Source organism: Streptomyces sp. NPDC043726 (assembly GCF_056436565.1).
Window position 1 is genome coordinate 211,138 of sequence record NZ_JBWKCI010000005.1, and the last position, 17,137, is coordinate 228,274.

Here is a 17,137-nt window from a genome sequence, read left to right on the forward strand (position 1 = left end):
GGACAGCCGGGCGGCGTGTCCGAAATAGTGTGTATTGGGTCGGCAGTGTAGAACGGGAGATGTGACGGCAATGGCTACGGAAACTCCCCAGCTCAACGCAGCATGTGCCGTCCCCGCCCCGGGAAGTCCGCGGTGACGGGAACCGGCACGCCGCACGCCGGAGACGCGGAGCGCGGCACGCTCGACAAGGCCGCGCACGAGAACTTCCCCGTGGCCCCCTTCTTCCTGCCCCGGGCCTGGCGCACCGACCTCATGGCGGTCTACGGCTTCGCCCGCCTCGTCGACGACATCGGTGACGGCGATCTCGCCCCCGGCGGCGCCGACGCCCGTTTCCTCGGCGTGTCGGCCAAGGACGCCGACGACCGCCTGCTGATGCTGGACGCCTTCGAGGCCGACCTGCGACGCGTGTTCGACGCCACCCCCCGGCACCCCCTGCTGCGCCGCCTCCAGTCCACGGTCCGCAGCCGCTCGCTCACCCCCGAGCCCTTCCTCGGCCTGATCCAGGCCAACCGCCAGGACCAGCTCGTCAGCCGCTACGAGACCTACGACGACCTGCTCGCGTACTGCGAACTGTCCGCCAACCCCGTCGGGCACCTCGTCCTCGCCGTCACCGGCACCGCCACCCCCGAGCGGATGCGCCGCTCCGACGCGATCTGCACCGCCCTCCAGATCGTCGAGCACCTCCAGGACGTCGCCGAGGACCTCGGCCGCGACCGCATCTATCTGCCCGCCGTGGACATGAAACGTTTTCATGTCCAGGAGGCGGATCTCGCCACGAAAACCGCGGGCGCATCAGTGCGCGCACTGGTTGCATACGAAGCACAACGCGCCCGCGAACTCCTGAATGAAGGCGCCCCTCTGGTGGGTAGCGTCCACGGCAGGCTGAGACTGCTGCTCGCGGGGTTCGTGGCGGGGGGAAGGGCGGCGATCCGTGCGATCGCCGCCGCCGAATACGACGTACTTCCCGGCCCGCCCAAGCCCGGCAAGGTTCAGTTGCTGCGCGAGGTGGGCGTGACTCTGCGAGGAGAGGGGTGATCCGGACCGTGGAGTTCGCACCACACGCGTCCGCACCGGTACTCGCCGCCTACAGCTACTGCGAGGCCGTCACCGGACAGCAGGCCCGTAATTTCGCGTACGGCATCCGGCTGCTGCCCACGCCGAAGCGCCGCGCGATGTCGGCGCTGTACGCGTTCTCGCGCCGTGTCGACGACATCGGTGACGGGGCGCTGGCCGACGACGTCAAGATCGCCAGGCTCGAGGAGACCCGGGCCCTGCTGAGCCGGGTCCGCGGCGGCGCGGTCGACGAGGACGACACCGACCCGGTCGCGGTCGCGCTCGCCCATGCCGCCGAGGTCTTCCCGATCCCGCTCGAGGGCCTGGACGAGCTGATCGACGGCGTGCTGATGGACGTACGCGGCGAGACCTACGAGACCTGGGACGACCTGAAGGTGTACTGCCGCTGTGTGGCCGGCGCCATCGGACGGCTCTCGCTCGGCGTGTTCGGCACCGAACCGGGGGCGCGCGGCGCCGAGCGCGCGCCGGAGTATGCCGACACGCTCGGGCTCGCACTCCAGCTCACCAACATCCTCAGGGATGTGCGCGAGGACGCCGAGGGTGGCCGTACCTACCTGCCCGCCGACGATCTCGCCAAGTTCGGCTGCACGGCCGGGTTCGCCGCGCCGACCGTGCCGGAGGGCGCCGACTTCGCGGGCCTCGTGCACTTCGAAGTGCGCCGCGCCCGCGCCCTGTTCGCCGAGGGATACCGGCTGCTGCCGATGCTCGACCGGCGCAGCGGCGCCTGTGTCGCCGCCATGGCCGGCATCTACCGCCGCCTCCTGGACCGCATCGAGCGGGAACCGGAGGCGGTGCTGCGTGGGCGGGTCTCGCTGCCCGGACGCGAGAAGGCGTATGTCGCCGTACGCGGTCTGTCCGGTCTGGACGCCCGCCATGTGACCCGGCGGGCCGTCAGGAGGCGGGCCTGATGGACAATCCGGTCCAAGGTGATGCCACCGGTGAAAAGTGGCAGGCAACCCTCCGCGGCACGACGGCGTCCCTGACTGAGACGGCCGACCGTGCAGGGTTCAAGCATCGCGGCGACCGTTCGGGGGAGGGCACACGATGACCGACGGCATCACACCCGGCGGCGAAGCCGTCGTGGTCGGCGGCGGCCTGGCCGGCGTCACCGCGGCGCTGGCGCTGGCCGACGCCGGAGTGCGTGTGACGCTGCTGGAGGGCAGGCCGCGCCTCGGCGGGCTCGCCTTCTCCTTCCAGCGCGGCGACCTCACCGTCGACAACGGCCAGCACGTCTACCTGCGCTGCTGCACCGCATACCGCTGGTTCCTCGACCGCATCGAGGGGACCGCGCTGGCGCCGCTGCAGGATCGTCTCGACGTGCCCGTACTCGATCTGGCCCGGCCCGAGGGGCGGCGCCTGGGCAGGATCCAGCGCGATCCGCTGCCCGTACCGCTGCATCTGGGGCGCAGCCTCGCCACCTACCCGCACCTCTCGCTCACCGAGCGCGCCGCCGTCGGGCGTGCCGCGCTCGCGCTGAGGGGGCTCGACCTCGCTGATCCGGCGCTGGACGACCAGAACTTCGGCACCTGGCTGGCCGCGCACGGTCAGTCCGAGCGTGCCGTCAAGGCCCTGTGGAACCTGGTCGGGATCGCCACCCTCAACGCGGTCGCGGAGGACGCCTCGCTGGGGCTCGCCGCGATGGTGTTCAAGACCGGTCTGCTGTCCGACCCGGGCGCCGCCGACATCGGCTGGGCCCATGTCCCGCTGGGCGAACTGCACGACCGGCTGGCCCGCAAGGCGCTCGACTCCGCGGGCGTGCGCACCGAGGTCCGTACCCGTGTCACCTCCATCTCCGCTGACGACAACGGCCGTTGGGCCGTGGAGGTTCCCGGCGAGACGCTCCGGGCGGACGCCGTCGTGCTCGCCGTGGCGCAGAGCGAGGCCCACGGCCTGCTGCCCGAGGGAGCCCTGGACGACCCGGGGGCGCTGCTCAGGATCGGCACCGCGCCGATCCTCAACGTCCACGTCGTGTACGACCGTCCGGTGCTCAGCACCCCCTTCTTCGCGGCCCTCGGGACGCCGGTGCAGTGGGTGTTCGACCGGACCCGTTCCTCCGGGCTGCGCGAGGGGCAGTACCTCGCGCTGTCCCAGTCGGCCGCGCACGGCGAGATCGACGCGCCGGTGGCCGAACTGCGCGAGCGCTATCTGCCGGAACTGGCCCGGCTGCTGCCGCTCGCCCGGAAGGCCGAGGTGCAGGACTTCTTCGTGACCCGGGAGCGCACGGCGACGTTCGCCCCCACCCCCGGGGTCGGGCGGCTGCGGCCCGGCACCCGGACCAAGGCACCCGGCCTGTACCTGGCCGGAGCGTGGACCGCCACCGGGTGGCCCGCGACCATGGAGAGTGCGGTCCGCAGCGGTGTGAGCGCGGCCGACGCCGCGCTGAGCGCCCTGGGCAGGCCCCGCCCCCGCCACCTCTTCGAGTTCGAGGAGGCGGCATGAGGCTCGACGAACCCGAGCGCGCGGCAGGCCCCCGCACCCCCGGTACCGCAACAAGAGGAGAGACTGTGCCCACTGTGCCCCCGGCCTCGAAGGCCGCTGCAGCGACCGCGGTGGACGTGACCGCGCTCCTGGAGCGCGGCCGGACCCTGGCCACGCCGGTACTGCGGGCGGCGATCGACCGCCTGGCGCCTCCCATGGACACCGTTTCCGCCTACCACTTCGGCTGGCTCGACGCCCAGGGCAGGCCCACGGCCGGCGACGGAGGCAAGGCCGTGCGCCCCGCCCTCGCCGTGCTCTCAGCCGAGGTCGTCGGCGCCGCTCCCGAGGTCGGCATCCCCGGCGCGGTCGCCGTCGAGCTGGTGCACAACTTCTCCCTGCTGCACGACGACCTGATGGACGGCGACGAGCAGCGCCGCCACCGCGACACGGTGTGGAAGGTGCACGGCCCCGCCCAGGCCATCCTGGTCGGCGACGCCCTGTTCGCCCTCGCCAACGAACTCCTGCTGGAGCTCGGCACCGTCGAGGCCGGCCGCGCCACCCGCCGGCTGACCACCGCCACCCGGGCCCTCATCGACGGCCAGGCCCAGGACATCTCCTACGAGCACCGCGACCGCGTGAGCGTCGAGGAGTGCCTGGAGATGGAGGGCAACAAGACCGGCGCCCTGCTGGCCTGCGCCAGCTCCATCGGCGCCGTGCTCGGCGGGGCGGGCGACCGCGTCGCCGACACGCTGGAGAAGTACGGCTACCACCTCGGCCTCGCCTTCCAGGCCGTCGACGACCTCCTCGGCATCTGGGGCGACCCGGAGTCCACCGGCAAGCAGACCTGGAGCGACCTGCGCCAGCGCAAGAAGTCGCTGCCGGTCGTGGCCGCGCTCGCGGCGGGCGGCAGCGCCTCCGAGCGGCTCGGCGAGATCCTCGCCGCCGACGCCAAGAGCAGTGACTTCGAGAACTTCTCCGAGGAGGAGTTCGCCGCCCGCGCCGCCCTCATCGAGGAGGCCGGCGGACGCGAGTGGACCGCCGAAGAGGCCCGCCGTCAGCACACCGTCGCCATCGAAGCGCTGGACGCCGTCGACATGCCCGACCGGGTGCGGGCGCAGTTCACGGCGCTCGCCGACTTCGTCGTCGTACGAAAGAGATGATCACTATCGGTCGAATAGCCCTCGCGTAGTCGCCGGCCGGTGTCGCGGGAAGAGCAGCACCGGCCGACGGCGGACCCACAGCAGAGCACCACTTGCACACTGCACGAAGGGGAAGCCATGACAGCGACGACCGACGGAAGCACCGGGGCCCTGCCGCCCCGCGCTGCCGCGGCCAGCGAAACCGACAGCACCATCCCCCTGGCGACGGGGGTTCACGACGCCGCCGAACGCGCCGTACGGCGCGCCACCGACTACCTGCTGTCCCGGCAGAACGTCGAGGGCTGGTGGAAGGGCGACCTCGAGACGAACGTCACCATGGACGCCGAGGACCTGCTGCTCCGTCAGTTCCTGGGCATCCAGGACGAGTCCACCACCAGCGCCGCCGCCCTGTTCATCCGCGGCGAGCAGCGCGCGGACGGCACCTGGGCGAGCTTCTTCGGCGGGCCCGGCGAACTCTCCACCACCATCGAGGCCTACGTCGCCCTGCGGCTGGCCGGTGACACCCCGGACGCCCCGCACATGGCGAAGGCGGCGGAGTGGATCAGGGCCCAGGGAGGCATCGCCGCCGCCCGGGTCTTCACCCGGATCTGGCTGGCCCTGTTCGGCTGGTGGAAGTGGGAGGACCTGCCCGAACTCCCGCCCGAACTGATCTACTTCCCGACCTGGGTGCCGCTCAACATCTACGACTTCGGCTGCTGGGCCCGGCAGACCATCGTCCCGCTGACGATCGTCTCCGCCAAGCGCCCGGTGCGGCCCGCGCCCTTCGCGCTGGACGAGCTGCACACCGACCCGGCCAACCCCAATCCGCCCAAGCCCCTTGCTCCGGTGGCGAGTTGGGACGGCGCCTTCCAGCGGCTCGACAAGGCGCTGCACCAGCTGCGCAAGATCGCCCCGCGCGGGCTGCGCCGGGCCGCGATGCGCTCGGCCGCCCGCTGGATCATCGAGCGGCAGGAGAACGACGGCTGCTGGGGCGGTATCCAGCCGCCCGCGGTGTACTCCATCATCGCCCTGCATCTGCTCGGCTACGACCTCAAGCACCCCGTGATGCGTGAGGGCCTGGCCTCGCTGGACCGTTTCGCCATCTGGCGCGATGACGGGTCCCGGATGATCGAGGCCTGTCAGTCCCCGGTCTGGGACACCTGCCTGGCCACCATCGCGCTGGCCGACGCAGGCGTGCCCGCCGACCATCCGCAGCTGGTCAAGGCCGCCGACTGGATGCTCGGCGAGGAGATCGTCCGGCCCGGCGACTGGGCGGTCAAGCGCCCCGGACTGCCGCCCGGGGGCTGGGCGTTCGAGTTCCACAACGACAACTACCCCGACATCGACGACACCGCCGAGGTCGTGCTCGCGCTGCGCCGGGTCCGTCACCACGACCCGGAGCGGGTGGAGAAGGCGATCGGGCGCGGGGTGCGCTGGAACCTCGGCATGCAGTCCCGCAACGGCGCGTGGGGCGCCTTCGACGTCGACAACACCAGCCCCTTCCCCAACCGGCTGCCGTTCTGCGACTTCGGCGAGGTCATCGACCCGCCGTCGGCCGACGTCACCGCGCACGTCGTCGAGATGCTCGCGGTCGAGGGCCTCGCCCACGACCCGCGCACCCGGCGGGGCATCCAGTGGCTGCTGGCCGAACAGGAGCCGGACGGCTCGTGGTTCGGACGCTGGGGCGTCAACTACATCTACGGCACCGGCTCCGTCGTACCCGCCCTCGTCGCCGCCGGATTCCCCGGCTCGCACCCGGCGATCCGCCGGGCCGTGACCTGGCTGGAGTCCGTGCAGAACGACGACGGCGGCTGGGGCGAGGACCTGCGCTCCTACAAGGACGTCAAGGGCTGGAGCGGCCGGGGGGCCTCCACCGCCTCGCAGACGGCGTGGGCCCTGATGGCGCTGCTCGCCGCGGGGGAGAAGGACTCCAAGGCCGTAGAGCGCGGCGTCGCATGGCTCGCGGCCACGCAGCGCGCTGACGGCTCCTGGGACGAGCCGTACTTCACCGGTACCGGGTTCCCCTGGGACTTCTCCATCAACTATCACCTGTACCGGCAGGTCTTCCCGCTCACCGCGCTGGGCCGGTACGTGCACGGCGAACCCTTCGCCGCGGCCGAGGGGGGCTGATGAGCACCCAGCCCGCTCCGGCTCCGCTGCTGATCGCCTGCGCGCTCGGCATCGAGCACCTCGCGCTGCGCACGAGCGACCGCGGCGGCGCCGACGGGCCGGTCACCGTGGTGCGGACCGGCATGGGCCCGAAGGCGGCCGAGCGGTCCGTCACCCGGGTCCTGGCCGACCCGGCGCTCGCCGGGGCCGCGGTCCTGGCCACCGGCTTCTGCGCGGGGCTCGCCCCCGGGATGCACCCCGGCGACCTGGTCGTCGCCGAGGAGACCCGGGATCCGCGCGGGACCACCCAGTGCGTCGGGACCGAGCTGCTCGTCAAGGAACTGGTCCGCGCCGTTCCGGGGCGGACCGTGCACACCGGACCGCTCACCGGATCCGACCATGTGGTCCGGGGCCAGGAACGGTCCGATCTGCGTGCGACCGGCGCAATCGCGGTCGACATGGAGTCGGCGGCGACACTCCTGAGCGCCGTGCGCGCGGGCGAGCGCCCCGTTGCGGCCGTACGGGTGGTCGTGGACGCTCCAGAACATGAACTGGTCCGGATCGGCACGGTACGCGGGGGAATATCAGCGTTCCGTGTCCTCAGGTCGGTCCTTCCCGCATTTTTCGAATGGCACCGTTCTTTGCTGCTCCCCAGGAGGTGAGCCAGATGGCCATGCCGCTGCGCCAGTCCATCAAGGTCGCTACTTACTTGGCAGAACAAAAGCTCCGCAAGCGCGACAAGTTCCCGCTGATCGTCGAGCTGGAACCGCTGTTCGCGTGCAACCTCAAGTGCGAGGGCTGCGGGAAGATCCAGCATCCGGCGGGGGTGCTCAAGCAGCGCATGCCGGTCGCTCAGGCCGTGGGAGCGGTGCTCGAATCCGGCGCGCCGATGGTGTCGATCGCCGGGGGCGAACCGCTGATGCACCCTCAGATCGACGAGATCGTGCGGCAGTTGGTGGCCAAGCGGAAATACGTCTTCCTGTGCACCAATGCCATGCTGCTGCGCAAGAAGATGGACAACTTCAAGCCCTCACCCTATTTCGCCTTCGCCGTGCACATCGACGGCCTGCGCGAGCGCCACGACGAGTCGGTGGCGAAGGAGGGCGTGTTCGACGAGGCGGTGGAGGCGATCAAGGAGGCCAAGCGGCGCGGCTTCCGGGTCACCACCAACTCCACCTTCTTCAACACCGACACCCCGCAGACCATCGTCGAGGTGCTGAACTTCCTCAACGACGACCTCAAGGTCGACGAGATGATGATCTCGCCCGCCTACGCCTACGAGAAGGCGCCCGACCAGGAGCACTTCCTGGGTGTGGAGCAGACCCGCGAGCTGTTCAAGAAGGCCTTCGCGGGCGGCAACCGGCGCCGCTGGCGGCTCAACCACTCCCCGCTCTTCCTGGACTTCCTGGAGGGCAAGGTCGACTTCCCGTGCACCGCGTGGGCGATCCCGAACTACTCCCTCTTCGGCTGGCAGCGCCCCTGCTACCTGATGAGCGACGGCTATGTGCCGACGTACCGCGAACTCATCGAGGAGACCGACTGGGACAAGTACGGCCGCGGCAAGGACCCGCGCTGCGCCAACTGCATGGCGCACTGCGGCTACGAGCCCACCGCCGTCCTCGCCACCATGGGCTCCCTGAAGGAGTCGCTGCGCGCCATGCGCGAGACGGTCAACGGAAACCGGGAGTGAGGTCATGACCGCCATCCCCTTGGGCCTCCCCGAGGTACCCCTCCGGCCGATCGCCGAGCGGCGCGTGTCGCGGCGGATCCAGGTCGGACCGGTGGCGGTCGGGGGCGGCGCCCCGGTCTCGGTGCAGTCGATGACCACCACCCGTACGTCGGACATCGGCGCCACGCTCCAGCAGATCGCCGAACTCACCGCGTCCGGCTGCCAGATCGTCCGCGTCGCCTGCCCCACGCAGGACGACGCGGACGCCCTCGCCACCATCGCGCGCAAGTCGCAGATCCCGGTGATCGCCGACATCCACTTCCAGCCCAAGTACGTGTTCGCGGCGATCGAGGCCGGCTGTGCGGCCGTACGCGTCAATCCCGGCAACATCAAGCAGTTCGACGACAAGGTCAAGGAGATCGCGCGGGCCGCGAAGGACCACGGCACGCCGATCCGGATCGGGGTCAACGCCGGTTCACTGGACCGGCGGCTGCTGCAGAAGTACGGCAGGGCCACGCCCGAGGCGCTGGTGGAGTCCGCCCTGTGGGAGGCGTCCCTCTTCGAGGAGCACGGCTTCCGGGACATCAAGATCTCCGTGAAGCACAACGACCCCGTGGTCATGGTCAGCGCCTACCAGCAGCTCGCCGAGCAGTGCGACTACCCGCTGCACCTGGGCGTCACCGAGGCCGGTCCGGCCTTCCAGGGCACGATCAAGTCGGCGGTGGCCTTCGGCGCCCTGCTCAGCAGGGGGATCGGCGACACCATCCGGGTGTCCCTGTCGGCGCCGCCCGCCGAGGAGGTCAAGGTCGGCATCCAGATCCTGGAGTCCCTGGGGCTCAGGCAGCGGCGGCTGGAGATCGTCTCGTGCCCCTCCTGCGGGCGCGCCCAGGTCGACGTCTACAAGCTGGCCGACGAGGTCACCGCCGGCCTGGAGGGCATGGAGGTGCCGCTGCGGGTGGCGGTCATGGGGTGTGTGGTCAACGGTCCCGGCGAGGCCCGGGAGGCGGATCTGGGGGTCGCCTCCGGCAACGGCAAGGGGCAGATCTTCGTGAAGGGCGAGGTCATCAAGACCGTCCCCGAGTCGAAGATCGTGGAGACCCTGATCGAGGAGGCGATGAAGATCGCCGAGCAGATGGAGCAGGACGGCGTCGAGTCGGGGGAGCCGGCCGTCACCGTGAGTTGAGCAGCACGGACCGAAGGGGGCCCGATCGTGACGATGCTGGAGAACATCCGGGGACCACGCGACCTGAAGGCGCTGTCCGAGGCGGAACTCGGGGAACTGTCCGACGAGATCAGGGAGTTCCTGGTGCACGCGGTCGCCAGGACCGGCGGGCATCTCGGGCCCAACCTGGGGGTGGTGGAACTGTCCATCGCGCTCCACCGGGTCTTCGAGTCGCCGGTCGACCGGATCGTCTGGGACACCGGCCATCAGAGCTATGTGCACAAGCTTTTGACGGGGCGCCAGGACTTTTCCAAGCTGCGCGGCAAGGGTGGCCTGTCCGGCTATCCCTCGCGTGAGGAGTCCGAGCACGACATCGTCGAGAACAGCCATGCCTCCACCGCGCTGGGCTGGGCCGACGGGCTCGCCAAGGCCCGCCAGGTGCTGGGCGAGAAGGGGCATGTCGTCGCGGTCGTCGGGGACGGCGCGCTGACCGGCGGCATGGCCTGGGAGGCGCTGAACAACATCGCGGCCGCCAAGGACCGGCCGCTGATCATCGTCGTCAACGACAACGAGCGGTCGTACGCGCCCACCATCGGCGGCCTGGCCAACCACCTCGCCACCCTGCGCACCACCGACAGCTACGAGCGGGTCCTGGCCTGGGGCAAGGACGTCCTGCTGCGCACGCCGGTGGTCGGGCACACCGTCTACGAGGCCCTGCACGGCGCCAAGAAGGGCTTCAAGGACGCCTTCGCCCCGCAGGGCCTCTTCGAGGACCTCGGCCTGAAGTACGTCGGCCCGATCGACGGCCACGACATCGGCGCCGTGGAGTCCGCGCTGCGCCGCGCGAAGCGCTTCCACGGGCCCGTCCTCGTCCACTGCCTCACCGAGAAGGGCCGCGGCTACGAACCCGCCCTCGCCCACGAGGAGGACCACTTCCACACCGTCGGGGTGATGGACCCGCTCACCTGCGAGCCCCTCAAGCCGTCCGGCGGACCCTCCTGGACCTCGGTGTTCGGCGACGAGATCGTGAAGATCGGCGAGGAGCGGGAGGACGTCGTGGCGATCACGGCGGCCATGCTGCACCCGGTGGGCCTCGGCAAGTTCGCCGAGCGGTTCCCGGACCGGGTCTGGGACGTCGGCATCGCCGAGCAGCACGCGGCCGTGTCCGCCGCGGGCCTCGCCACCGGCGGCGTCCATCCGGTCGTCGCCGTCTACGCCACCTTCCTCAACCGCGCCTTCGACCAGCTGCTGATGGACGTCGCCCTGCACCACTGCGGGGTCACCTTCGTCCTGGACCGGGCCGGGGTCACCGGAGTCGACGGCGCCTCCCACAACGGCATGTGGGACATGTCGATCCTCCAGGTCGTCCCCGGTCTCCGGATCGCCGCCCCGCGCGACGCCGACCAGCTCCGGGCCCAGCTGCGGGAGGCGGTCGCCGTGGACGACGCGCCCACGCTGGTGCGGTTCCCGAAGGAGTGCGTCGGCCCCTCCGTCCCGGCGGTCGACCGGATCGGCGGCCTCGACGTGCTGCACCGCTCGCCGGGCGAGCCGGACGTCCTGCTGGTCGCCGTCGGAGTGATGGCCCCCGTCTGCCTCCAGGCCGCCGAGCTGCTGGCGGCTCGCGGCATCAACTGCACGGTCGTGGACCCCCGTTGGGTCAAGCCCGTCGACCCGGCGCTGCCCGGCCTCGCCGCCGGGCACCGCCTCGTCGCCGTCGTCGAGGACAACAGCCGCGCCGCCGGAGTGGGCGGCGCCGTGGCGCTCGCCCTGGGCGACGCCGACGTCGACGTGCCCGTACGGCGGTTCGGCATCCCCGAGCAGTTCCTCGCCCACGCCAAACGCGGCGAGGTGCTGGCGGACATCGGCCTCACGCCCGTCGAGGTCGCCGGACGGATCAGCGCGAGCCTGGCCGTCCAGGAGCAAGCCAAGGAGACAGCCCCATGACCACGGAGTTCGACCTCGGCGCACTGCTGGCCGAGCGCGGCGCCGAGCGCTACGAGCTGCACGGCAGGTACCTGAACCACCAGCTCCCGCGCATGCTGCACACCATCGGCTTCGACAAGGTCTACGAGCGGGCCGAGGGCGCCTACTTCTGGGACGCCGACGGCGCCGACTACCTGGACATGCTCGCCGGGTTCGGGGTGATGGGCCTCGGCCGCCATCACCCCGTCGTCCGGCAGGCGCTGCACGACGTCCTGGACGCCCGGCTCGCCGACCTCACCCGCTTCGACTGCCAGCCCCTGCCCGGGCTGCTGGCCGAGCGGCTGCTCGCGCACAGTCCGCACCTGGACCGGGCCTTCTTCTCCAACAGCGGCACCGAGGCGGTCGAGACCGCGCTGAAGTTCGCCCGACGGGCGACCGGAAAGCCACGGATCCTCTATTGCGACCACGCCTTCCACGGGCTGACCACCGGCTCCCTGTCCGTCAACGGCGAGGACGGCTTCCGGGACGGCTTCGCCCCGCTGCTGCCCGACACCGCTGTCCAGCTGGGCGATCTCGACGCCCTGGAAAGGGAGTTGAAGAGGGGCGACGTCGCCGCGCTGATCGTCGAGCCGATCCAGGGCAAGGGCGTGCACGAGGCCCCGCCCGGCTACCTCCGGGCCGCCCAGGAACTGCTCCACCGGCACAAGGCGCTGCTCATCGCCGACGAGGTGCAGACCGGGCTCGGCCGCACCGGGGACTTCTACGCCTTCCAGCACGAGGACGGCGTGGAGCCGGACCTGGTGTGCGTGGCCAAGGCGCTCTCCGGCGGCTATGTGCCGGTCGGCGCCACCCTCGGCAAGGACTGGATCTTCAAGAAGGTCTACTCGTCCATGGACCGGGTGCTCGTGCACTCCGCGAGCTTCGGGTCCAACGCGCAGGCCATGGCGGCGGGGCTCGCCGTGCTCGCCGTCATGGAGAACGAGCAGATCGTGGCGGGCGCCCGCGCCACGGGCGAGCTGCTGAAGTCGCGGCTCGCCGCCCTGGTCGACAAGTACGAGCTGCTCGCCGACGTACGCGGCCGGGGCCTGATGATCGGCATCGAGTTCGGCCGGCCCTCCTCGCTGCGGCTGCGCGGCCGGTGGACCATGCTCCAGACGGCCCGCAAGGGGCTGTTCGCGCAGATGGTCGTCGTACCGCTGCTCCAGCGGCACCGGATCCTCACCCAGGTCTCGGGCGATCATCTGGAGGTGATCAAGCTGATCCCGCCGCTGATCGTCGGTGAGCGGGAGGTGGAGCGGTTCGTGGACGCCTTCACCGAGGTGATGGACGACGCGCACAGCGGTGGCGGGCTGATGTGGGACTTCGGCAAGACGCTGGTGAAGCAGGCGGTCGCCAACCGCTGAGGGGCGCGGCCGGGCCCTCGATGAGGTCGTCACCGAGATTTGCCTCTGGGGCAAGAAATTTGTCGTAGAGGCAAATCCGCGGCTGAATGGAGAGCATGAGCTCTCCCGAGACCGGGCCGGCCGACGACCTGCCCGAGGTGGCGCCGCAGCTGCGTGCCCTGCGGCGCCAGGCCTCCCTCACCCTGGAGGCCGCCGCCCGCGCCGCCGGGCTCTCGCCCGCCCATCTCTCCCGACTGGAGACCGGGCAGCGCCAGCCCTCACTGCCGATGCTGCTCTCGCTCGCCCGTATCTACGGTACGACCGTCTCGGAACTGCTCGGCGAGACGGTCGCCGACCGGGACGCCGTCGTGCGCGCCGCCGACATGGAACCGACCGAGGCCGGCGGCTGGACGTATTGGCAGGCCGGCGCGCCCGGCCGGGGGATGCAGGCGCTGCGCCTGCACGTCCCCTTCGGCTCCCAGGGCGACATCGTGCGGGTGCACCCAGGCGAGGAGTGGCTCTACGTCCTCGGCGGGCGGCTGCGGCTGCGCCTCGGGGACACCACGCACCGGCTCGCACCGGGTGACAGCGCCCACTTCGACTCGCTCACCCCGCACCGGATCGCCGCCCTGGACGAGGGCGGGGTCGAGCTCCTGTTCGTCCACACCCTGCTGCAGAGCCCCACGGCCACGCTGTGCCTGGGACCCCTCCCCTCACCGACCGGAGAGACGCCATGACCGACATGGAAGAGAAGTTCCCGCGCGCCCTGTGGGTCCGCCTGATCATCTACATCGCGGTGGGGCATGTCTTCGCCGCGTTCATCTACCTGCTCTTCGAGCTGGGGGCGAAGCAGTAGCCGTACGGCTCAGTCGAGCAGGCGGTCCCGCAGGCGCTCCCGGACCTCGGGGGTGATCCGCAGCCCCTGCTCCAGGTAGGTGTCGACGTCGCCCCAGGTCTCCTCGATGGTCTCGAAGGCCGCCGTCAGATATTCGGCGCGCGCGTCGAAGAGCGGGCTGAGCAGCTCCATGATCTCGGGGGTGTAGCTGCTGCTGCGCTGCACCTTGTAGCGGCGGTGCTTGGCGTTCGACTCCAGGTAGTCGGCGATGATCGCCTCGCGCTCGACGCCCAGCGCCAGCAGGGTCACCGCGATCGACAGACCGGCCCGGTCCTTGCCCGCCGCGCAGTGCATCAGGGCCGGGACGCTGTCCTCGGCGAGGGAGTGCAGCACCTGGGAGTGCTCGGCCGTGCGCTCCTTGATGATGGTGCGGTACGACTCGATCATCCGGTTCGCGGCCTTGCCGTCGTCCAGGATCTCCCGCAGCTGCTCGATGTCGCCGTCGCGGACCATCTTCCAGAACTCGGCGCCGTCCGCCGGGTCGGACAGCGGCAGGTTCACATTGCGCACCCCCGCGAGCTCGACGTCGGGGCCCTCCAGCTTCTGGTCCGCGGTGTTGCGGAAGTCGAAGATCGTGTGCAGGCCGAGGGAGCCGAGGAACGCAGCGTCCTGGTCGGTCGCGTGCGCGAGATGGCCGCTGCGGAACAGCACGCCCTGGCGCACCCGGCGGCCGTCCACCGTCGGCAGTCCGCCGACATCGCGGAAGTTGCGCACTCCGGCCAGCTCGGGCTCGGTCGACGGGACCTGCTGCGTCACTTGGGCTCCTCCCACCGGATGCCGCCGACTCTGCACGTCTGCGGGCACGGTCCGACGATACGACATGGACCCTGGTCGGCCAGTGAATACGGCAAAACGGGCGAACAACGCTGAAACCCTGCTCATTCACCGCCGGTTTACGCGGCAATCGTGATGCGGCACTTCTCCGACTGCGCCACTTCTGGCCCTTCTGTCCGAATTGCAGCCTTCATTCCAACTCGCTCTGGAATAAAGGACTCTGGAGCAACGTCACGTGAGCAGGGTCATATCCGTGACGGTGCGTCGCCCGTCATGTCCACGTAATTCACGTGCTTTTCAAGGGCATTTGCGGGAACCGGACGCCTCCTAATGCACGGAAAGTGACGGCGAATTCCCACAAGGGATCAAGAGGGATGGGTTCGGGCGGAACCTTCTGCTTGTCCCTTTGCGTCTTGGTCGCTTACGTTCCCACCCATCCGAGCGGATGCCGAATCCTGCCGCCGCTCGGAATCCGCACACTCACCCGTGCACGGCAGGAGCGGGGGACCCACAGGCACCACCGCCTGGTCCGGTCTCCGGAACAGGCTTGGGGTCAAGTCGTGCCCAGCGCGCGGCCGGACATCTCCAGTCCGCACCCGACAGCTCACCTCGTAGGCGCCGGAGAGGAATTCGCCATGCCCGCGAAGGGTAAGCACCGCCGTCCCAAGACCCTGCGTTTCACCCGCACGATCGCCGTCGCCGGAACCGGTGGCGCCGCGCTCGCCCTCCCGCTTCTGGGGGCCACCGGCGCCCACGCGGCCCCGTCGCAGTCCGTTTCGGAAAAGGCCGTTCAGTCGGTTCAGGCGGCAGACAAGAAGGCGGCCGAGAAGAAGGCCACCGCGAAGAAGACGACCGGTGCGAAGACGTACACGGTGCGGTCCGGGGACTACCTCTCGAAGATCGCCGACGAGCAGAATGTCAGCGGTGGCTGGGAGAAGCTCTACCAGGACAACCGTGCCGCCGTCGGCGCCGACCCGTCGCTGATCCACCCGGGTCTGAAGCTGTCGATCGGCAAGAAGGCCGCCTCGACGGCCACCGCCGAGAAGCCGGCCGCGAAGTCCTCCACCCAGTCCTCGGCCGAGTCCTCCTCGGACTCCGCCAAGTCCTCGTCGGACTCCGCCAAGTCGTCGCAGTCCTCGGAGGCTTCGCAGGCCGCCGAGTCCAAGGCGACCACGACCACGCAGGCCGCCCAGTCCTCCGCGAGCGGCTTCACCGCTCCGGTCTCCGGCGCCGGTGTCGGCACCGCCTACAAGGTCGCGGGCAGCATGTGGTCCAGCGGCTACCACACCGGCGTCGACTTCGTCGTCCCGACCGGCACCTCGCTGAAGGCCGTGGGCGCGGGCACCGTCGTCTCGGCCGGCTGGGCCGGCGCGTACGGCAACCAGGTCGTCATCCAGCTCGCCGATGGCCACTACGCCCAGTACGCCCACCTGTCCTCGCTGTCCGTCTCCAGCGGTCAGTCCGTGACGGCGGGCCAGCAGGTCGGCCTCTCCGGCACCACCGGCAACTCGACCGGACCGCACCTGCACTTCGAGATCCGCACCACGCCGGACTACGGCTCGGACGTCGACCCGGTCGCCTACCTCCGCGCCCAGGGCGTCTCCCTCTGACGGAGGCTCCTCCAGGACAACCTGCCTGACACGCCACCGAAGGCCGGACCCCCGATCCCCGGGTCCGGCCTTCGGTGGTGTCGCGCGCTTCCCCCGGTGGTGCGCGCTTTCCCCGAGGGTCAATGGGGTAAGCGCTTTCCATGACGATCACCCGGAGATCCTTCGGCGCCCTGGCGGCCGGTGCGGCGGCCCTCACCGTCCTCTCGGCGCCCGCGAGTGCCACACCCGCCCACCGTCGCCTCCTCGCCCGCGACGACTTCCGCCACGGCCTCGGGCGGTGGGTCGCCGAACTCCAGGACGGCGGCACCGTCGCCGCCTCCCGCGGTGTGCTGGAGATCGACGTGCCGAGCGGCGCCACGGTCTGGTTCAAGGAGCGGCTCGCAGGGCCGTACCTCCTCGAGTACACCGCCACCCCGGTCGCGCGGGGCGGTGCCAACGACCGGGTCTCCGACCTCAACAACTTCTGGAACGCCACCGACGTCCGCTCCCCGGACGACCTCTTCGGCGTCGCACGCGGCGGTGCGCTCGACGAGTACGACCACCTGACGACGTACTACGTCGGCTACGGCGCCAACTACAACACCACCACGCGGATGCGGCGGTACGTCGGTCGCGCCGGGGTCCGTCCGCTGCTCCACGACTACACCGAGCCGCTGCTGGTGCCGAACGAGCCGAACCGGGTCCGGATCGTCTCCGACGGCTCGACGGTCCAGTGGTGGAACAACGGGCGGCTCGTCTTCGACTACGTCGACCCGGAGCCGTACACCGGTGGGCACTTCGCGTTCCGGACCGTCTGGAGCCACTTCCTGATCACGGACTTCCGGGTGTGGCGGTTGCGGCCTCAACAGCCATGATCCGGGGTCTATTCCGGAGTTGGCGAAGGCTTTAGGAGTGGCTTATCTCACCGACCGTCAACCCCTGCCTACGGTCGCGTAGGTCACATTCGAAGGTGAATCATGAGCCGATGTGGCAGACGATTCGA

At 70.5% G+C, this 17,137-nt stretch carries 16 protein-coding genes and 1 riboswitch; of the genes, 15 read left to right on the forward strand and 1 reads right to left on the reverse strand.

Annotated features, from left to right (window positions below; all coding sequences use genetic code 11):
• Positions 1–102: 102 nt before the first annotated feature.
• The 13 genes from hpnC (at position 103) to AC068Z_RS16590 (ending at position 13,732) form a co-directional block, all read left to right on the forward strand.
• On the forward strand, positions 103–1,035 hold the full coding sequence (gene hpnC / locus AC068Z_RS16530) for a squalene synthase HpnC (protein ID WP_478555717.1): 933 nt from the start codon (positions 103–105) through the stop codon (positions 1,033–1,035).
• Positions 1,032–1,982, forward strand: coding sequence for a presqualene diphosphate synthase HpnD (gene hpnD, locus AC068Z_RS16535; RefSeq protein WP_478555719.1), 951 nt, complete (start codon positions 1,032–1,034; stop codon positions 1,980–1,982). The genes hpnC and hpnD overlap by 4 nt, the downstream gene beginning before the upstream one ends.
• Entirely contained in the window at positions 1,982–2,122 is a 141-nt protein-coding gene (locus tag AC068Z_RS16540) for a DUF6380 family protein (RefSeq protein WP_478555721.1), read from the forward strand. The genes hpnD and AC068Z_RS16540 overlap by 1 nt, the downstream gene beginning before the upstream one ends.
• On the forward strand, positions 2,119–3,513 hold the full coding sequence (hpnE, locus tag AC068Z_RS16545) for a hydroxysqualene dehydroxylase HpnE (RefSeq protein WP_478555723.1): 1,395 nt from the start codon (positions 2,119–2,121) through the stop codon (positions 3,511–3,513). Before AC068Z_RS16540 ends, hpnE begins: the two co-directional genes overlap by 4 nt.
• Positions 3,510–4,652, forward strand: a complete 1,143-nt coding sequence (locus AC068Z_RS16550) for a polyprenyl synthetase family protein (RefSeq protein WP_478555725.1) — start codon at positions 3,510–3,512, stop codon at positions 4,650–4,652. Before hpnE ends, AC068Z_RS16550 begins: the two co-directional genes overlap by 4 nt.
• 117 nt (positions 4,653–4,769) lie before the next feature.
• Positions 4,770–6,761, forward strand: a complete 1,992-nt coding sequence (gene shc / locus AC068Z_RS16555; RefSeq protein WP_478555727.1) for a squalene--hopene cyclase — start codon at positions 4,770–4,772, stop codon at positions 6,759–6,761.
• Complete coding sequence (locus AC068Z_RS16560) at positions 6,761–7,402, forward strand: phosphorylase family protein (RefSeq protein WP_478555729.1); 642 nt, start codon at positions 6,761–6,763, stop codon at positions 7,400–7,402. The genes shc and AC068Z_RS16560 overlap by 1 nt, the downstream gene beginning before the upstream one ends.
• Before the next feature lie 5 nt (positions 7,403–7,407).
• Positions 7,408–8,430, forward strand: a complete 1,023-nt coding sequence (gene hpnH, locus AC068Z_RS16565; protein ID WP_478555731.1) for an adenosyl-hopene transferase HpnH — start codon at positions 7,408–7,410, stop codon at positions 8,428–8,430.
• A gap of 4 nt (positions 8,431–8,434) precedes the next feature.
• Positions 8,435–9,592 carry a flavodoxin-dependent (E)-4-hydroxy-3-methylbut-2-enyl-diphosphate synthase gene (ispG, locus tag AC068Z_RS16570; RefSeq protein WP_478555733.1) on the forward strand — a complete coding sequence of 386 codons (1,158 nt, stop codon included), beginning with the start codon at positions 8,435–8,437 and terminating at the stop codon, positions 9,590–9,592.
• Positions 9,593–9,619: 27 nt separating this feature from the next.
• Positions 9,620–11,515: a 1-deoxy-D-xylulose-5-phosphate synthase gene (gene dxs, locus AC068Z_RS16575; RefSeq protein WP_478555735.1), complete on the forward strand. Its 1,896-nt coding sequence runs from the start codon at positions 9,620–9,622 to the stop codon at positions 11,513–11,515.
• Entirely contained in the window at positions 11,512–12,897 is a 1,386-nt protein-coding gene (locus AC068Z_RS16580) for an aspartate aminotransferase family protein (protein ID WP_478555737.1), read from the forward strand. Before dxs ends, AC068Z_RS16580 begins: the two co-directional genes overlap by 4 nt.
• Positions 12,898–12,992: 95 nt before the next feature.
• Complete coding sequence (locus AC068Z_RS16585; RefSeq protein ID WP_478555739.1) at positions 12,993–13,613, forward strand: helix-turn-helix domain-containing protein; 621 nt, start codon at positions 12,993–12,995, stop codon at positions 13,611–13,613.
• Complete coding sequence (locus AC068Z_RS16590; protein ID WP_093717978.1) at positions 13,610–13,732, forward strand: DUF6126 family protein; 123 nt, start codon at positions 13,610–13,612, stop codon at positions 13,730–13,732. Before AC068Z_RS16585 ends, AC068Z_RS16590 begins: the two co-directional genes overlap by 4 nt.
• A gap of 9 nt (positions 13,733–13,741) precedes the next feature.
• Here the strand turns inward: AC068Z_RS16590 and AC068Z_RS16595 are convergent, their stop codons facing one another.
• Positions 13,742–14,527: a tyrosine-protein phosphatase gene (locus AC068Z_RS16595; RefSeq protein ID WP_478555742.1), complete on the reverse strand. Its 786-nt coding sequence runs from the start codon at positions 14,525–14,527 to the stop codon at positions 13,742–13,744.
• A 489-nt stretch (positions 14,528–15,016) separates the two neighbouring features.
• A riboswitch (cyclic di-AMP (ydaO/yuaA leader) is annotated at positions 15,017–15,176 on the forward strand.
• Positions 15,177–15,180: 4 nt separating this feature from the next.
• Here AC068Z_RS16595 and AC068Z_RS16600 point away from each other — a divergent pair.
• Complete coding sequence (locus tag AC068Z_RS16600; protein WP_478555744.1) at positions 15,181–16,155, forward strand: peptidoglycan DD-metalloendopeptidase family protein; 975 nt, start codon at positions 15,181–15,183, stop codon at positions 16,153–16,155.
• A gap of 140 nt (positions 16,156–16,295) precedes the next feature.
• Positions 16,296–17,009 carry a DUF6250 domain-containing protein gene (locus AC068Z_RS16605; RefSeq protein WP_478555746.1) on the forward strand — a complete coding sequence of 238 codons (714 nt, stop codon included), beginning with the start codon at positions 16,296–16,298 and terminating at the stop codon, positions 17,007–17,009.
• Positions 17,010–17,137 lie beyond the last annotated feature (128 nt).